The sequence below is a fragment of the Flavobacteriales bacterium genome (assembly GCA_019694795.1).
Lineage (GTDB): Bacteria > Bacteroidota > Bacteroidia > Flavobacteriales_D > UBA2798 > UBA2798.
This window is the reverse complement of sequence record JAIBBF010000006.1, coordinates 36,055-49,340: the sequence shown is the minus strand read 5'-3', so window position 1 is coordinate 49,340 and position 13,286 is coordinate 36,055. Positions and strand designations below refer to the sequence as shown.

The following is a 13,286-nucleotide window of genomic DNA, read 5'->3' as shown; positions in this document are numbered from 1 at the left end:
GTTGATTTTTTTTAAATCAGATATTTTTAGCTCCTTCTGGCATTACATAGAAAGTAGGGTGACGATACACCTTATCATTCATCGGATCGAAAAGTTCATCCTGATCATTTGGATTCGATGCAACGATACAATCGGCAGGAACTACCCAAATACTGGTGCCTTCATTTCTGCGGGTATACGTATCTCTCGCATTTTGAATTGCCATTTCCTTATCTGTGGCATGCAAACTTCCTGCATGTTTGTAGGGGAGACCGGATTTACTTTGGATAAACACTTCCCAAAGTGGCCATTGATTATCATTCTTGTTGCTCATGTCTTGTTGTATTATGCGAGTACAGATTCTTTTTTCTTTTTCTTTTCGGCATAGGCATTCGCAGCTTCACGAACCCATGCACCTTCATGGTGTACACGAATGTGATGCTCGAGACGTTGTTTGTTGCAGGGACCGTTACCGGAAATCACTTGCTGGAATTCTTCCCAGTTAATTTTTCCGAAATCATATTGTCCTTTTGCTTCATTCCATTTTAAATCCGGATCCGGAACAGTTAAGCCAATAACTTCCGTTTGCTGAACCGTTTTGTCAATGAAACGCTGACGAAGCTCATCGTTACTTTCACGCTTAATTCTCCATTTAAAAGCATTGCCGCTATTGGGAGAATCGCTATCGTGTGGACCAAACATCATTAAGGAAGGCCACCACCAGCGGTTTAATGCATCCTGTGCCATTTCTTTTTGTTCCGGCGTTCCCAATGCCAAATGCGCCATGATTTCATAGCCTTGACGTTGATGGAACGATTCCTCTTTACAGATACGAACCATTGCTCTGGAATAAGGTCCGTACGATGTGCGTTGTAAGGAAACCTGGTTTACAATTGCGGCACCGTCCACTAACCATCCAATAGCTCCTATGTCGGCCCAGGTCAATGCCTGATAATTGAAAATAGAAGAATATTTTGCTTTGCCGGAATGCAATTGCTGGATTAATTCATCGCGACTAATCCCTAAGGTTTCAGCAGCTGAATAAAGATAAAGACCGTGACCACCTTCATCTTGAATTTTCGCCAGCAAAATCATTTTGGCACGTAAACTCGGAGCACGGCTAACCCAATTTCCTTCGGGCTGCATACCAATTACTTCCGAATGGGCGTGCTGAGAAATCTGACGAATCAAATGCTTACGGTAATCATCCGGCATCCAATCACGCGGTTCAATCTTTTCTTCGGCATCAATTTTTGCCTGAAAGTCCTGTTCATTTTTTGTGTTTTCCATAGGAAAAATTTCTTGTCACAAGTTTAACAATTAAGGACCGCTTTTGATTATGATGCAAGTCAGTTTCGACACAGAAACCTGCATAAATCAAAAAAAATCCGAACTTTTAAAATTTAATTTTGTAAAATGTCTTTTTCTCGAAAGAAAATTTCAAATTTTGACAATAATTTGAAACCTTCTTCGGGTTTTTGGGTATTCAAAAATAGAAAATTTTGCCTGAAAAGACAAAGTATTTGAACCATAAGAGAGGCATATTGTTATTTTTGCACACACAAAAAATGAAGCATGTCCAAATTTCACACCCTTGTTGTAAGCGATATTAAAAAAGAAACAGCTGATTCGGTTTCAGTTGCGTTTGAAATTCCGGCAGAATTGAAATCAGATTTCAATTATGTGGCGGGTCAATACCTCACCTTAAAATTCAACCTGAACGGGGAAGAATTTCGCAGATCTTATTCCTTATGTTCATCACCATTGGTGAACGAACCATTGCGTGTAGCAGTTAAAATGGTGGAAAAAGGAAAGGTTTCTACTTACATGAACCAACAATTAAAAGTTGGCGATAAGGTTGAATCCATGGCGCCGATTGGTAATTTCTTTACTGAATTAAAAAAAGAGAACAACAAGCACTATGTGGGAATTGCAGCGGGAAGTGGAATTACTCCCATTTTTGCCATCATCAAATCGATGCTGGTTGCAGAACCGAACAGTAAATTTTCATTGGTATATTCCAATAAGACTTCCGATTCTACCATTTTTCTGGCAGAATTAAAATCACTTGAACAATCATCTAACGGACGCTTCAAATTGATTTCTGTTTATAGCAGACAAGCAACAGAAAATCCGGTTTACCACGGACGATTGAATAAGGAAAAGGTAGCTCAATTGCTGAATACTGAAAACCTGAAATCTGCCAATGAATTTTTCATTTGCGGTCCCGAAGAAATGATCCTGAATGCATCAGCTGCATTAAATGATGCCGGTGTGGCAAAAGATAAAATCCACTTCGAATTATTTACTACTCCAGTTTTAATGGCAGAACAACCGAAAACAACATCGGCTTCCGATTTCACTGGTGTGGCAAAGGTTAAAGTCATCATGGACGGTATTGAAACCGAATTTGAATTGGATGCCAACGGAGCTAACTTGTTGGATGCAGCAATGGACGCAGGTGCGGATGCACCTTTTTCATGCAAGGGTGCTGTATGTTGCACATGCAAAGCGAAAGTGAGAGAAGGTAAAGCGGAGATGATGATGAATTATGCATTAACCGATAAAGAGGTTGCAGAAGGATATATCCTCACATGTCAGGCACATCCCCGTTCTGCCAGTTTAGTGGTTGATTATGATGTAGCCTGATTATGAAAATAGAATTCTTTGGAGCAGCCAGAACCGTAACGGGAAGTAAACACCTGATAACACTGGAAGATGGAAAAAAAATACTTCTGGATTGTGGAATGTTCCAGGGAATGGGCAAGGAAACAGATCCATTAAACCGGCATTTTGGATTTGAACCTTCAGAAATTAGTGCTTTAGTTTTATCTCACGCACATATCGACCATTCCGGTTTAATTCCGCGTTTGGTTAATGAAGGATTTAAAGGAAAAATTTATTGTACCGAAGCCACTTATGATTTATGTGAAATCATGCTTCAGGATTCTGCCAGAATTCAAGAAGCAGATACGGTATTCCTAAATAAAAAACGTGTAGCAAAAGGATTACCCCGGTTAAAGCCTTTGTATTCGGTAAAAGATGTTGACGCCTGTTTAAAACACTTTGAGAAACGTCCGTTTGCACAGGAATTCAGAATATTTACAGATGTACATTGCACCTTTACGGATAATGGTCACATCCTTGGTTCTGCCGCCGTTTTATTGAGGGTAATTGAGGAAAATAAAGAAACCAAAATTGCATTTACCGGAGATATCGGAAGGTATGGTTCTCCGTTAATGAATGACCCAAAACCATTTCCTCAGGCCGATATTTTATTGTGCGAATCAACCTATGGCAATCGTTTGCATGAAAAACCGGAAGACAGCACGCAGGAATTATTAGAGATTGTTTTAGAAACCTGTGTTCAAAATAAAGGCAGGTTAATTATTCCTGCGTTTTCATTGGGAAGGACTCAAGAACTGGTTTATACTTTAAATAACCTATCATTAAGTGGTAAACTTCCTCCAATAAAAATTTATGTGGATAGTCCACTTTCATATAGTGCCACAAACATCGTCCGAAAACACCTTGAATGTTTAAATGAACACGTGCGTGAAACGGCCAAAACGGATCCTGATCCATTTGGATTTGAACAGTTAATTTACATTACGGATAAAAAGGATTCGCAAGCGCTCAATGAACACAATGAACCTTGCGTAATTATTTCCGCTTCCGGAATGGCTGAGGCAGGAAGGATTCGTCACCATATCCGCCATAGCATTGCACATGCAAAAAACACAATTTTATTGGTGGGCTATGCTGAGCCTCATTCTTTGGGAGGACAACTCCGCGCCGGCAGAGCGGAAGTGAAAATTTTTGGAGAATTATTCCCTGTCCGAGCCAAGGTTAAAATCATTGAATCCTATTCTGCGCATGGCGATTACAACGATATGTTAAAATATCTTTCATGTCAAGATGCTTCTCAAATCAAACACGTCTTTTTGGTTCATGGTGAATATGAGACGCAAAAGGAATGGAAGAAAAAGCTACACGAAGCTGGTTATCGGAACATTGATATTCCCGAAAAAAATGATCATTTCATTTTTTATTGAGATTTCACCCATTACCTGTTAACAACTCCTCTTTTCTCGTTATTTCAGAGGCACAGAATGAATTATTTTAGAGAAACTCTAAATTTTATTCTATGCTTCATTTTGTAATCGTCGCCGTTGCGATGTCGTTTTTTCTGATCATGGCCGGTCTGTGGTTTTTATCCTATTCTAAAAAAGAAGGACATGGTAAATTTCATCATATCATTTCTTATGCAGCCATTGTATTTGGTTTATTAATTATCACTGGTGCAGTAGTTGGCGGAATTGTAAAAATGGCTTGCAAAGGTCACTGTGGTGAAGGAAAAGGTTGTCACAAAGAAATGCATCATGGTAAAGGACATGGTACATGTGAAATGGGTGAAGGTCATGGCGAAGGTTCTTGTCCAATGATGAAAGGTGCTCATGGATCTTGTTCTTCAAAAGGAGAGTGTGGATCATCAATGGGGATGAAACATCATGGAATGATAATGGATGGATGCAGTGGAAGTACCATGACAAAATCAATGGAAGAAGCGGACACCATCATCAATGGTAAGCACGTTAAAGAAGTTAAAGTAGTAGTTGAAAGCGGAAACAAATAATGCGTAAATCGATTACTCTTTTTGCAATTAGTTCAATTTTGTTTTCTTCGTGTGCCGAATGGAAAAAGGCGGCGGATGATGAAAACAAAATTGAATTTTCTGTAGAAGAGGGTGGGGGAAGAAAAGAAAAACGAAGACCTAAAGAGGAAGTCGTTAATAACCCCAACAACGGTAAAACCACTGCGGTGAGTTCTTCTCTGCTCGAGAAATATGCTGTTCAGTTGGGAGTAGATAAAAAGTCATTGGTCTTTCCGGAATTATACGCATATATCGACGGTTGGATTGGAGTTCCTTATAAATACGGAGGCAACACGAAGGAGGGGGTGGATTGTTCCGGTTTTGTTAATGCGGTTTATAAAGATGTGTTTAAAACAGTGCTTAAACGATCGGCAACTGAAATTATCGGACAATGCAAGGAGATCAATAAATCGGAACTGAAAGAATCAGATTTGGTGTTTTTCGATATCAGTGGAAAAAATTCCCACATTGGGATTTATTTGCAAAACAATCGCTTTGTACATGCAAGCACCAGTAAAGGGGTTATGATTTCTGATCTAACCCAATCCTATTGGCAAAAAGCCTGGGGCCGTGCTGGCCGAATACTCTAATCAATTCAGGTAAACGTAAAAATTGGTAACCTGATTTTCATTTACACTAATTTCTTCTTTTTGGAGTTCACGGACAATCATTCGAATCATGTCGTCTAATTCCCGTTCGGTACAAGTCTCCAGGTTGCGATAGGCCAGACTGTAGAATCTGCTTTCGCGGATGTACCTGATTTTTTCTTCCCGGCTCATAGTTTAAGTTTTTGTTGTTGTTATTACTATAACGAAAATCGTGCCCAAAGGTGGCTTGTGGTTTAGGCTACGGTAGCCAAATTCTGGTCAAGGGTAAAAAGTGAATGATAAATATCATTTTCCCTCATTTAAAAGTTTTTAACGGAAAATCGGACCTGTTAATAACCCGATAAATTGTGGATAATTGAAGTAATCCTATTGTCTTGTTGGGTTACAAAAGTTTAAATTTGTGGCCTTAAATCGTTAACCAATTTTCATCAATATGAACGAATTCGGAACAAGATCCAAAAACTCAACGCTTGAAGAGCTTGGATTAGGCAGAGTGGCCAATGCGTATTGGAATTTAACTCCTGCTGAGTTAGTAGAAGAAACATTAGTCAATGGCCAGGGTGTTCTTACCGACACCGGTGCGCTAGCTATTGAAACAGGTGAGTTTACAGGTCGGTCTCCGAAAGATCGCTTTATTGTTTTTGATTCCAAAACCGAAAACACCGTATGGTGGGGCGATATCAATATCAAATTTACACCTGAAAAATTTGATGCTCTTTACAATCGCATGAAAGCCTATATGGCCAATCGTGATGTTTACGTTCGCGACGCATATGCTTGCGCCGATAATAATTACCGATTGAACCTTCGTGTTGTTTGCGAATATCCATGGTCGAATTTATTTGCCTATAACATGTTCCTTCGTCCGGAAGCTTCCGAACTGGAAACGTTTAAAGCTGATTGGCATATTGTATGCGCTCCGGGATTTTTAGCGGATCCTGCCATCGATGGTACTCGTCAGCATAATTTTGCCGTAATTAACTTCACCCGCCAAATGATTATCATTGGTGGTACAGGCTATACCGGCGAGATTAAAAAAGGAATTTTCTCCGTGTTAAATTACCTTCTTCCACAAGAGCGTAATACTCTCTCCATGCACTGTTCCGCTAATATTGGTAAAGATGGTGATACGGCTGTTTTCTTCGGATTATCAGGAACCGGAAAAACGACTTTGTCTGCAGATCCAAACCGTGGATTAATTGGTGACGATGAACATGGCTGGGGCGATGGTTCGGTGTTCAATTTCGAAGGTGGATGCTATGCAAAAACCATCGACTTAACCGAAGAAAAAGAACCGCAAATCTGGAAAGCCATTAAGTTCGGTGCTTTACTTGAGAATATCGGGTTTGTTGAAAATACATCTACCGTTGATTATAACGATAGCTCCATTACTGAAAATACACGCGTAAGCTATCCGATTCACCATATCGAAAATGCAGTTAAACCTTCTATCGGAGGAAATCCTAAAAACATTTTCTTCTTAACGGCTGATGCATTTGGTGTTTTGCCTCCCATTTCACAATTGAGTCCTGAACAAGCCATGTATCATTTTATTTCCGGATACACAGCAAAAGTGGCAGGAACAGAAGTTGGAGTTACTGAACCTCAAACCACTTTCTCTGCTTGTTTCGGAAGAGCATTTTTACCTTTACACCCTGCGAAATATGCAGCCTTGTTGGGTAAAAAAATGAAAGAAAATAATGTGCGTGTATGGTTAGTAAACACCGGTTGGTCCGGAGGATCTTATGGTGTTGGCGAACGTATTAAACTGCGTTTTACCCGTGCCATGATCACTGCGGCGCTGAATGGTTCGTTAGAGGGACAAGAATTTGAAACACTTCCGGTATTTAACCTGAATATTCCTAAATCTTGTCCGGATGTTCCAACCGAAATTTTAAACCCAAGAAACACCTGGGCCGATAAGAATGCCTATGATGCTACCTTGAATAAACTTGCAGGCGAGTTTGTAAAGAACTTTAAGCAATATGAAGAAGGTACAGGCGCCGATATTTTATCTGCAGCTCCAAAAGCACAGGTGAACGCCTAAATCCATTTTAGTCACGAAAAAGCCTGCGTTGAACCGCAGGCTTTTTTTGTTTATAATATTTCACGAAATCAACATTTTAATAGATAAATGGGCTGATTTTTTCGATAGATTTGGAAAAAATATTTTTTTCATGAAAAGAAGTATACAATTGTCCCTGGCGCTTATTGCCTTGTTTGTCTCCAATTTAACGTTTGGCCAAACCCCAACCGTACAGGCTTATAACATGGCTATTTCTTCCAGAACGGAAAGTAGTTTAACATTAACATGGACCAGAGGTAACGGTAGTTATGTTTTGGTGGTGCTTAAACCTGCAGCTTCATCTACTGTTGTTCCTGTATCAGGAAATTCGCTAACGGGATATGTCGCAAATGCTACTTATGGATCCGGTTCAAATTTAGGGAGCAGCAATTATGTAGTGTATAACGGTACAGGTACTTCCGTAACAGTTACCGGATTATCCGCATCTACCCAATACACAGCAATTGCTTATGAATATAATCGTGTAGCGGCCACGTTCCCGCAGATTGGGAATAATTATTATTATAATACATCAGCCAATGCAAATAATATGGAAAATGCGTACACCCTTTGTACGCCAACCACCACATTGGTTTCTGCCGGAACAGCTTCTTCAATAAGTTATACTTCTGCAACCATCTCTTTTACCAAGGTGACCGGTTATAATACCTTTATCACCTGTGATAACCAAACAACAGGAGCAAACTATAATGCGCCGGTGGATGGAACTGGTTATTCCGGAAGCACCATTTGGGGAAATGGTGATTTGTTAAGTGGGGATAATTATGTGGTTTATACATCAACAGGTTCATCCTTTTCATTAACCAATCTTGCACCGGCAAGTAATTACCGCGTGCGTTGCTGGGCATTTTGCGGAAGTGGAGTAGGGAATACCTACAACTATGGTACTTCTTACCATTATTTCGATTTCACGACCTTAAATTACCAACCTACTTTAAATGCACTTTCGGATGTAAATACATGTATGAATGCAGGAACATCCTACATTTCTTTAAGTGGAATTTCAGATGGAAGTACATTGGAAAACCAGAATGTAACGGTGACAGCAACAAGTAGTAATTCAACACTTGTTCCGTCTGGTAACATCAGTGTTTCTTACACTAATCCCAATTCCACCGGTACGCTTTCTATAACGCCTGCTGCGAATCAATTTGGTTCAGCAACAATAACTGTTACCGTTAATGATGGATTTTCGAGCAACAATACCATTACCCGGACATTTACTTTAAATGTTTATCCCTATCCTTCTGCGGCAGGAGCTATTAGCGGAAACACAACGGTATGTAAGAACGGAAGTAACTATGTGTATTCTGTACCGGCAATTGCCAATGCTACTTCATATACCTGGAGTTTTCCTTCAGGAACAGTCATTGTAAGTGGTGCCAATACCAATTCAATTACAGTGAATTTCCCTTCTGCTATGACCCAGACTTCAGGGACCGTTACTGTTTATGGAACAAACACCAATGGTTGCGGAACCGGTGTTTCAAGCAGTAAAACAATCAACTTCGATAAAGCTCCAACTGTAGCATCAGCAGGTGCCGACCAAACCATTTGCAATGGAACCACTGTTCTGCAAGGGAACTCACCTACGGTGGGAACGGGATTGTGGACCGTAACTACAGGTAGCGCTTCGTTTAACGACGATACGCAAAATAATACCAATGTAACCGGTATTTTAAGTGGAGCAACGGTGGTGTTAACCTGGACCATCACCAATGGTGTTTGTCCGGCCTCTACCGATAATGTAAACATTACCTATAATCCTTCTGCTCCGCAGTGTTTAATTTATGCTGACTTTATTGCATCCACCACCACGCCTTGTTCCGGAACAATGGTGAACTTTACCGACAACTCAGTGGGAGCAACGGGATGGAGCTGGAATTTTGGTCCAAATGGATCTCCAAGTACTTCCAATCTGCAAAATCCAACGGTTACCTTCACCGGTAGCGGTGCGCAAACCATTTCATTATCGGTTACTGGTCCGAACGGTTCCGACAATGAAACGAAAAATTCCTACATCAACATTCAAAGTATTCCATCAAATGCTTCTGCAATTTCCGGTTTAACCACGGTTTGCGCAGGAACCAATCAGGTGAATTACTCCATCAATGCAATTTCAACAGCTACTAACTATGTATGGACACTTCCTTCAGGTGCGACGATTAACAGCGGAACTGGAACGGAAGCTATCACTGTAAACTTTGCTCAAAATGCAAGTAGTGGAACCATTTCTGTATATGGTGAAAATAGTTGTGGAAATGGAGGAGTATCTAACTTATCCGTTACTGTAAATCCATTACCTTCCAATGCAGGATCTATTACTGGATCAGCAACAGTGTGTCAGGGTCAGAATGGCGTTTCCTATTCCGTTCCAGCATTTACCAATGCGAGTTCCATCACCTGGGATTTACCTTCCGGTGCTGTGATTGCAAGTGGAAGCAACACCAACTCAATTACGGTTGACTATTCAACCATCGCTATTTCCGGAAACATTCAGGTATATGCAACAAATGCTTGTGGTAATGGAAATTCAACCACAATTCCGGTTGTAGTAAATCCACTTCCGGATGCAGCAGGTGTTATTGTGGGTGCAACCAGTCTGAGTCAATGTCCACCCTCCACCGGAATAAGCTACATGGTACCTACCATCGCTAATGCAAGTGGATATGTTTGGGATTTGCCTGCCGGAGCTGTTATTACATCAGGTGCAAATACGAATTCCATAACCGTTGACTTCGCCTATGGAACTACCAATTACAATATGTCTGTAGCAGGAAGCAATGCCTGTGGAAATGGAACTTCAAATTCAATGCAATTAACGTTCGACGATCAGATTGCGCAGGAGATTTGTCTTGTTACCGTAGATGAGACTTCGAGTCACAATGTAATTACATGGGAAAAAACACCTAATGATTTAATTGATTCATTCCGCGTTTACAGAGACGTTGCCGGTTTAGGATATGTGCAAATTGCAAGCATTGCTTACGATTCATTGAGCAGCTATATCGACACCGATGCAGGGGTTGATCCGAATGTAACGCAATACCGCTATAAAGTAAGCGTAATTGATACCTGCGGAAATGAAGGTCCTTTAAGCGGCTACCATCAAACCATCTACATGTTCCCTCCACAAGTAAATGGGAATGATATTATCATTGATTGGGATCCATATGATGGATTTGCGATGCCTTCATTCTATTACCGCATTATGAGAGATACCAGCAATGCCGGAAACTGGGTGGCTATAGACTCTGTACCTGAATTCACCACGGTGTATACCGATTTAAATGCCATGAACGAAGGCGACTCGTTGCGTTATTTCATTGAGGTAATTGTTCCAGATGTTTGTGAAGCAACGCGCGCTCAAAACCACAATTCAACCCGTTCCAACCGCACCCAACCCGTGGCAGGAAACAGTGCCGGAGTGGAAGAATTCCTGGATGAAAACAGCGTGAATATTTTCCCTAATCCAACCAATGGAATCCTCTCCGTGCGTTTAAATCGCTTTGAAAAGGAAGCCATCATCGAAATTACGGACATGAACGGAAGAATGATCCGAAGATCTACCTGGACAAATCCGGTGGGGGATATCGATGTTAGTGCTTTGGAATCAGGCGTTTATTTTGTGCGGGTAATCAGAAGCGGGGTGGTTTTAAATAAACGATTCATCAAACAATGATAAAATTTGGGTGAATTGAAATAATTCTTATATTTGCATCCCTTTAAAAATGAATAGCAATGGCTAGAGTTTGTCAAATTACCGGTAAGAAAATGATGGTTGGAAATAATGTTTCACACTCCAACCGTAAAACAAAGCGTAAATTTTTCCCAAATCTTTTGGTGAAGAAGTTCTTTATTCCAGAAGAAAACCGTTGGGTTGAACTTAAAGTTTCTGCTGCCGGTTTACGTACAATCAGCAAAAAAGGTATCAGCGCTTGTCTGAAAGAAGCTCGCGAAAAAGGTTTCATCGGTTAAGCACGATATTTGTAGATAATTGAAACGTTGTTGCGATAAGCAGCAACGTTTTTTTATTTTTACTCCATGACGAAAGCCCTTTTCACCGGATTATTCCTTTCCATTTTTATATCTGCCATTGGACAGAACAATGATGGTCACCAACACCTCACCGTAAAGTCGGAAGGGGATTTATACGATACCGATCTTTTACCGGCGCAATTTCATAAGGAGCGTAGGGATGAATTCAGAAAATTAATGCCGGATGGCAGCATGGCCATTTTGTTTGCCGCTCCAATCCGTAATCGCTCCAACGATATCGATTACGAATACCATCAGGATCCTAATTTTTATTATTTAACAGGATTAACAGAAACCAATTCGGTATTGGTGATTACAAAAACCCCGGTGCGTTTTGGTAATATCGTTACCAATGAACTTTTGTTTATTCAGGACTCCGATCCGGGTATGGAAGTATGGAATGGAAAACGGTTGGCCATTAAAGATGCGCCGACTAAAATGCTCATTGAAAATGTTTTTCAAAGCAGAACATTTATCGAGTTTCCGATCCCCTACCAGCAATTCAATAAAATTCTGGTACTGTCTCAGTTTAACGACGATCGCGACGACAAAAACGACCGTGGTGATTTGTATTCAATGAAGAAAAACTTTTTTGAGCATACAGATTCGTTAAAAGGGAAAGTGAATCGTTTTAAGCTCAATGAAATCATGGCCACATTGAGGCAAAATAAAACGAAAGAAGAAATTATTCTGATGCGTAAAGCCATCGATATTACCTGCAAGGCGCAATGGGAATTAATGAAAGCGTTAAAACCCGGTATGAAGGAATATCAAACTGAAGCTGTGGTTGAATATGTATTTGCTATTTCCGGTGCAGAAAGCGAAGGTTTTCCTTCCATTCAGGGTGGTGGAGAAAACAGCTGTATTTTACACTACAGCACCAACCGTCGCGTTTTATCTTCCAAAGATCTTTTGGTAAGTGATATCGGCGCCGAATACCACGGTTATTCTGCAGATGTAACACGAACCCTTCCGGTGGATGGTAAATTTAGCGTTGAGGAAGCCTTGATTTATAATTTGGTTTTAAAGGCCCAGGATGCAGGCATCGCAAAATGTGTAATAGGAAATAAATTTTGGGATCCGCATGAAGCCGCCACGGAGGTAATTACGAAAGGACTTCTTGAGCTAGGCATCATCAAAAAACCGGGTGAAGTAAAACAGTATTTTTTACACGGCACTTCCCATTATCTCGGTCTTGATGTTCACGATCCGGGATTGTATGCATCACTCGGTGAAAACCAAGTGATTACTGTAGAGCCGGGGATTTATATTCCTGAAGGTAGTCCTTGCGACCCAAAGTGGTGGAATATTGGAGTAAGGATTGAGGATGATATTCTGATTACCCAAAAAGGTCCGGAAAATCTTAGCGCTTGTGTTCCCCGAACCATCGCCGAAATTGAGCGCATTATGGCACAAAGCAGCGGACTCGAAGAATTTATCAATGGAAAGTAATATTTCTCTTGTACAAATAAATTATTTCAATATCTTTGCAGCCCGTTTGAATATTTAAGTCGTATACAATGGCAAAGAAAGGCAATAGAGTTCAGGTTATCCTTGAGTGCACAGAGCACAAGGCTACTGGTATGGCCGGGACATCCCGTTACGTTACCACCAAGAACCGTAAGAATACTCCAGATCGTATTGAATTGAAAAAATACAATCCGGTATTGAAAAAAGTAACTGTTCACAAAGAGATCAAATAATTAAGCCATGGCAAAGAAGACCGTAGCAACCCTCCAGAAAGGTGGAAAGAACCTCACTAAAGTGATTAAAATGGTTCGTTCTTCAAAAACCGGTGCTTATTCTTTTAAAGAAGAAGTAGTACCCAACGAAAAGGTAAAAGATTTCTTCGCTAAGAATTGATTTCTGCGAATGGAAAATAACTGAAGGCTTCTTCATTGTGAGGAGGCCTTTTCTTGTT

At 40.5% G+C, this 13,286-nt stretch carries 13 protein-coding genes; 10 read left to right on the top strand and 3 right to left on the bottom strand.

From position 1 onward, the window contains the following. Nucleotides 1-16 precede the first annotated feature (16 nt). Both paaB and paaA read right to left on the bottom strand, forming a co-directional pair. A complete protein-coding gene (gene paaB / locus K1X56_03695; protein MBX7093802.1) occupies nucleotides 17-313 on the bottom strand; it encodes a 1,2-phenylacetyl-CoA epoxidase subunit B in 297 nt (98 codons plus the stop codon). Nucleotides 314-324: 11 nt separating this feature from the next. Beyond that, the gene (gene paaA, locus K1X56_03690; GenBank protein ID MBX7093801.1) at nucleotides 325-1,269 is read right to left on the bottom strand and encodes a 1,2-phenylacetyl-CoA epoxidase subunit A; all 945 of its coding nucleotides are present in this window, start codon (nucleotides 1,267-1,269) and stop codon (nucleotides 325-327) included. 285 nt (nucleotides 1,270-1,554) lie between these two features. On the opposite strand from paaA, the gene K1X56_03685 reads away from it, so the two are divergent. The 4 genes from K1X56_03685 (at nucleotide 1,555) to K1X56_03670 (ending at nucleotide 5,223) form a co-directional block, all read left to right on the top strand. Continuing rightward, nucleotides 1,555-2,628 (top strand): 2Fe-2S iron-sulfur cluster binding domain-containing protein, encoded by a 1,074-nt coding sequence (locus K1X56_03685; GenBank protein MBX7093800.1) that lies wholly within the window; start codon nucleotides 1,555-1,557, stop codon nucleotides 2,626-2,628. A 2-nt stretch (nucleotides 2,629-2,630) separates the two neighbouring features. Beyond that, on the top strand, nucleotides 2,631-4,034 hold the full coding sequence (locus K1X56_03680) for an MBL fold metallo-hydrolase (GenBank protein MBX7093799.1): 1,404 nt from the start codon (nucleotides 2,631-2,633) through the stop codon (nucleotides 4,032-4,034). Nucleotides 4,035-4,126: 92 nt separating this feature from the next. Continuing rightward, the gene (locus K1X56_03675; GenBank protein ID MBX7093798.1) at nucleotides 4,127-4,615 is read left to right on the top strand and encodes a hypothetical protein; all 489 of its coding nucleotides are present in this window, start codon (nucleotides 4,127-4,129) and stop codon (nucleotides 4,613-4,615) included. After that, entirely contained in the window at nucleotides 4,615-5,223 is a 609-nt protein-coding gene (locus tag K1X56_03670; protein ID MBX7093797.1) for a C40 family peptidase, read from the top strand. Before K1X56_03675 ends, K1X56_03670 begins: the two co-directional genes overlap by 1 nt. Here K1X56_03670 and K1X56_03665 read toward each other — a convergent pair whose 3' ends face one another. Beyond that, nucleotides 5,224-5,412, bottom strand: coding sequence for a hypothetical protein (locus K1X56_03665; GenBank protein ID MBX7093796.1), 189 nt, complete (start codon nucleotides 5,410-5,412; stop codon nucleotides 5,224-5,226). A 262-nt stretch (nucleotides 5,413-5,674) separates the two neighbouring features. Between K1X56_03665 and pckA the strand changes: the two genes are divergently transcribed. From pckA to K1X56_03635, 6 genes are all read left to right on the top strand, one after another. Further along, nucleotides 5,675-7,288 carry a phosphoenolpyruvate carboxykinase (ATP) gene (gene pckA / locus K1X56_03660; protein MBX7093795.1) on the top strand — a complete coding sequence of 538 codons (1,614 nt, stop codon included), beginning with the start codon at nucleotides 5,675-5,677 and terminating at the stop codon, nucleotides 7,286-7,288. Between the two features lie 130 nt (nucleotides 7,289-7,418). Beyond that, a complete protein-coding gene (locus K1X56_03655; protein MBX7093794.1) occupies nucleotides 7,419-11,009 on the top strand; it encodes a T9SS type A sorting domain-containing protein in 3,591 nt (1,196 codons plus the stop codon). Between the two features lie 59 nt (nucleotides 11,010-11,068). Next, nucleotides 11,069-11,305 carry a 50S ribosomal protein L28 gene (gene rpmB / locus K1X56_03650; GenBank protein MBX7093793.1) on the top strand — a complete coding sequence of 79 codons (237 nt, stop codon included), beginning with the start codon at nucleotides 11,069-11,071 and terminating at the stop codon, nucleotides 11,303-11,305. A 66-nt stretch (nucleotides 11,306-11,371) separates the two neighbouring features. After that, the gene (locus K1X56_03645; GenBank protein MBX7093792.1) at nucleotides 11,372-12,817 is read left to right on the top strand and encodes an aminopeptidase P family protein; all 1,446 of its coding nucleotides are present in this window, start codon (nucleotides 11,372-11,374) and stop codon (nucleotides 12,815-12,817) included. A 68-nt stretch (nucleotides 12,818-12,885) separates the two neighbouring features. Next, the gene (gene rpmG / locus K1X56_03640; protein ID MBX7093791.1) at nucleotides 12,886-13,068 is read left to right on the top strand and encodes a 50S ribosomal protein L33; all 183 of its coding nucleotides are present in this window, start codon (nucleotides 12,886-12,888) and stop codon (nucleotides 13,066-13,068) included. Between the two features lie 7 nt (nucleotides 13,069-13,075). After that, nucleotides 13,076-13,228: a DUF4295 domain-containing protein gene (locus K1X56_03635; protein MBX7093790.1), complete on the top strand. Its 153-nt coding sequence runs from the start codon at nucleotides 13,076-13,078 to the stop codon at nucleotides 13,226-13,228. The last annotated feature ends 58 nt before the right edge of the window (nucleotides 13,229-13,286 follow it).

Bases quoted from the DNA above. Each gene is read 5' to 3' on its own strand.
- K1X56_03680 (MBX7093799.1), top strand. From the start codon at position 2,631: ATGAAAATAGAATTCTTTGGAGCAGCCAGAACCGTAACGGGAAGTAAA.
- K1X56_03670 (MBX7093797.1), top strand. From the start codon at position 4,615: ATGCGTAAATCGATTACTCTTTTTGCAATTAGTTCAATTTTGTTTTCT.
- K1X56_03675 (MBX7093798.1), top strand. From the start codon at position 4,127: ATGCTTCATTTTGTAATCGTCGCCGTTGCGATGTCGTTTTTTCTGATC.
- K1X56_03645 (MBX7093792.1), top strand. From the start codon at position 11,372: ATGACGAAAGCCCTTTTCACCGGATTATTCCTTTCCATTTTTATATCT.
- rpmG (MBX7093791.1), top strand. From the start codon at position 12,886: ATGGCAAAGAAAGGCAATAGAGTTCAGGTTATCCTTGAGTGCACAGAG.
- rpmB (MBX7093793.1), top strand. From the start codon at position 11,069: ATGGCTAGAGTTTGTCAAATTACCGGTAAGAAAATGATGGTTGGAAAT.
- K1X56_03635 (MBX7093790.1), top strand. From the start codon at position 13,076: ATGGCAAAGAAGACCGTAGCAACCCTCCAGAAAGGTGGAAAGAACCTC.
- K1X56_03655 (MBX7093794.1), top strand. From the start codon at position 7,419: ATGAAAAGAAGTATACAATTGTCCCTGGCGCTTATTGCCTTGTTTGTC.
- K1X56_03685 (MBX7093800.1), top strand. From the start codon at position 1,555: ATGTCCAAATTTCACACCCTTGTTGTAAGCGATATTAAAAAAGAAACA.
- paaB (MBX7093802.1), bottom strand. From the start codon at position 313: ATGAGCAACAAGAATGATAATCAATGGCCACTTTGGGAAGTGTTTATC.
- K1X56_03665 (MBX7093796.1), bottom strand. From the start codon at position 5,412: ATGAGCCGGGAAGAAAAAATCAGGTACATCCGCGAAAGCAGATTCTAC.
- pckA (MBX7093795.1), top strand. From the start codon at position 5,675: ATGAACGAATTCGGAACAAGATCCAAAAACTCAACGCTTGAAGAGCTT.
- paaA (MBX7093801.1), bottom strand. From the start codon at position 1,269: ATGGAAAACACAAAAAATGAACAGGACTTTCAGGCAAAAATTGATGCC.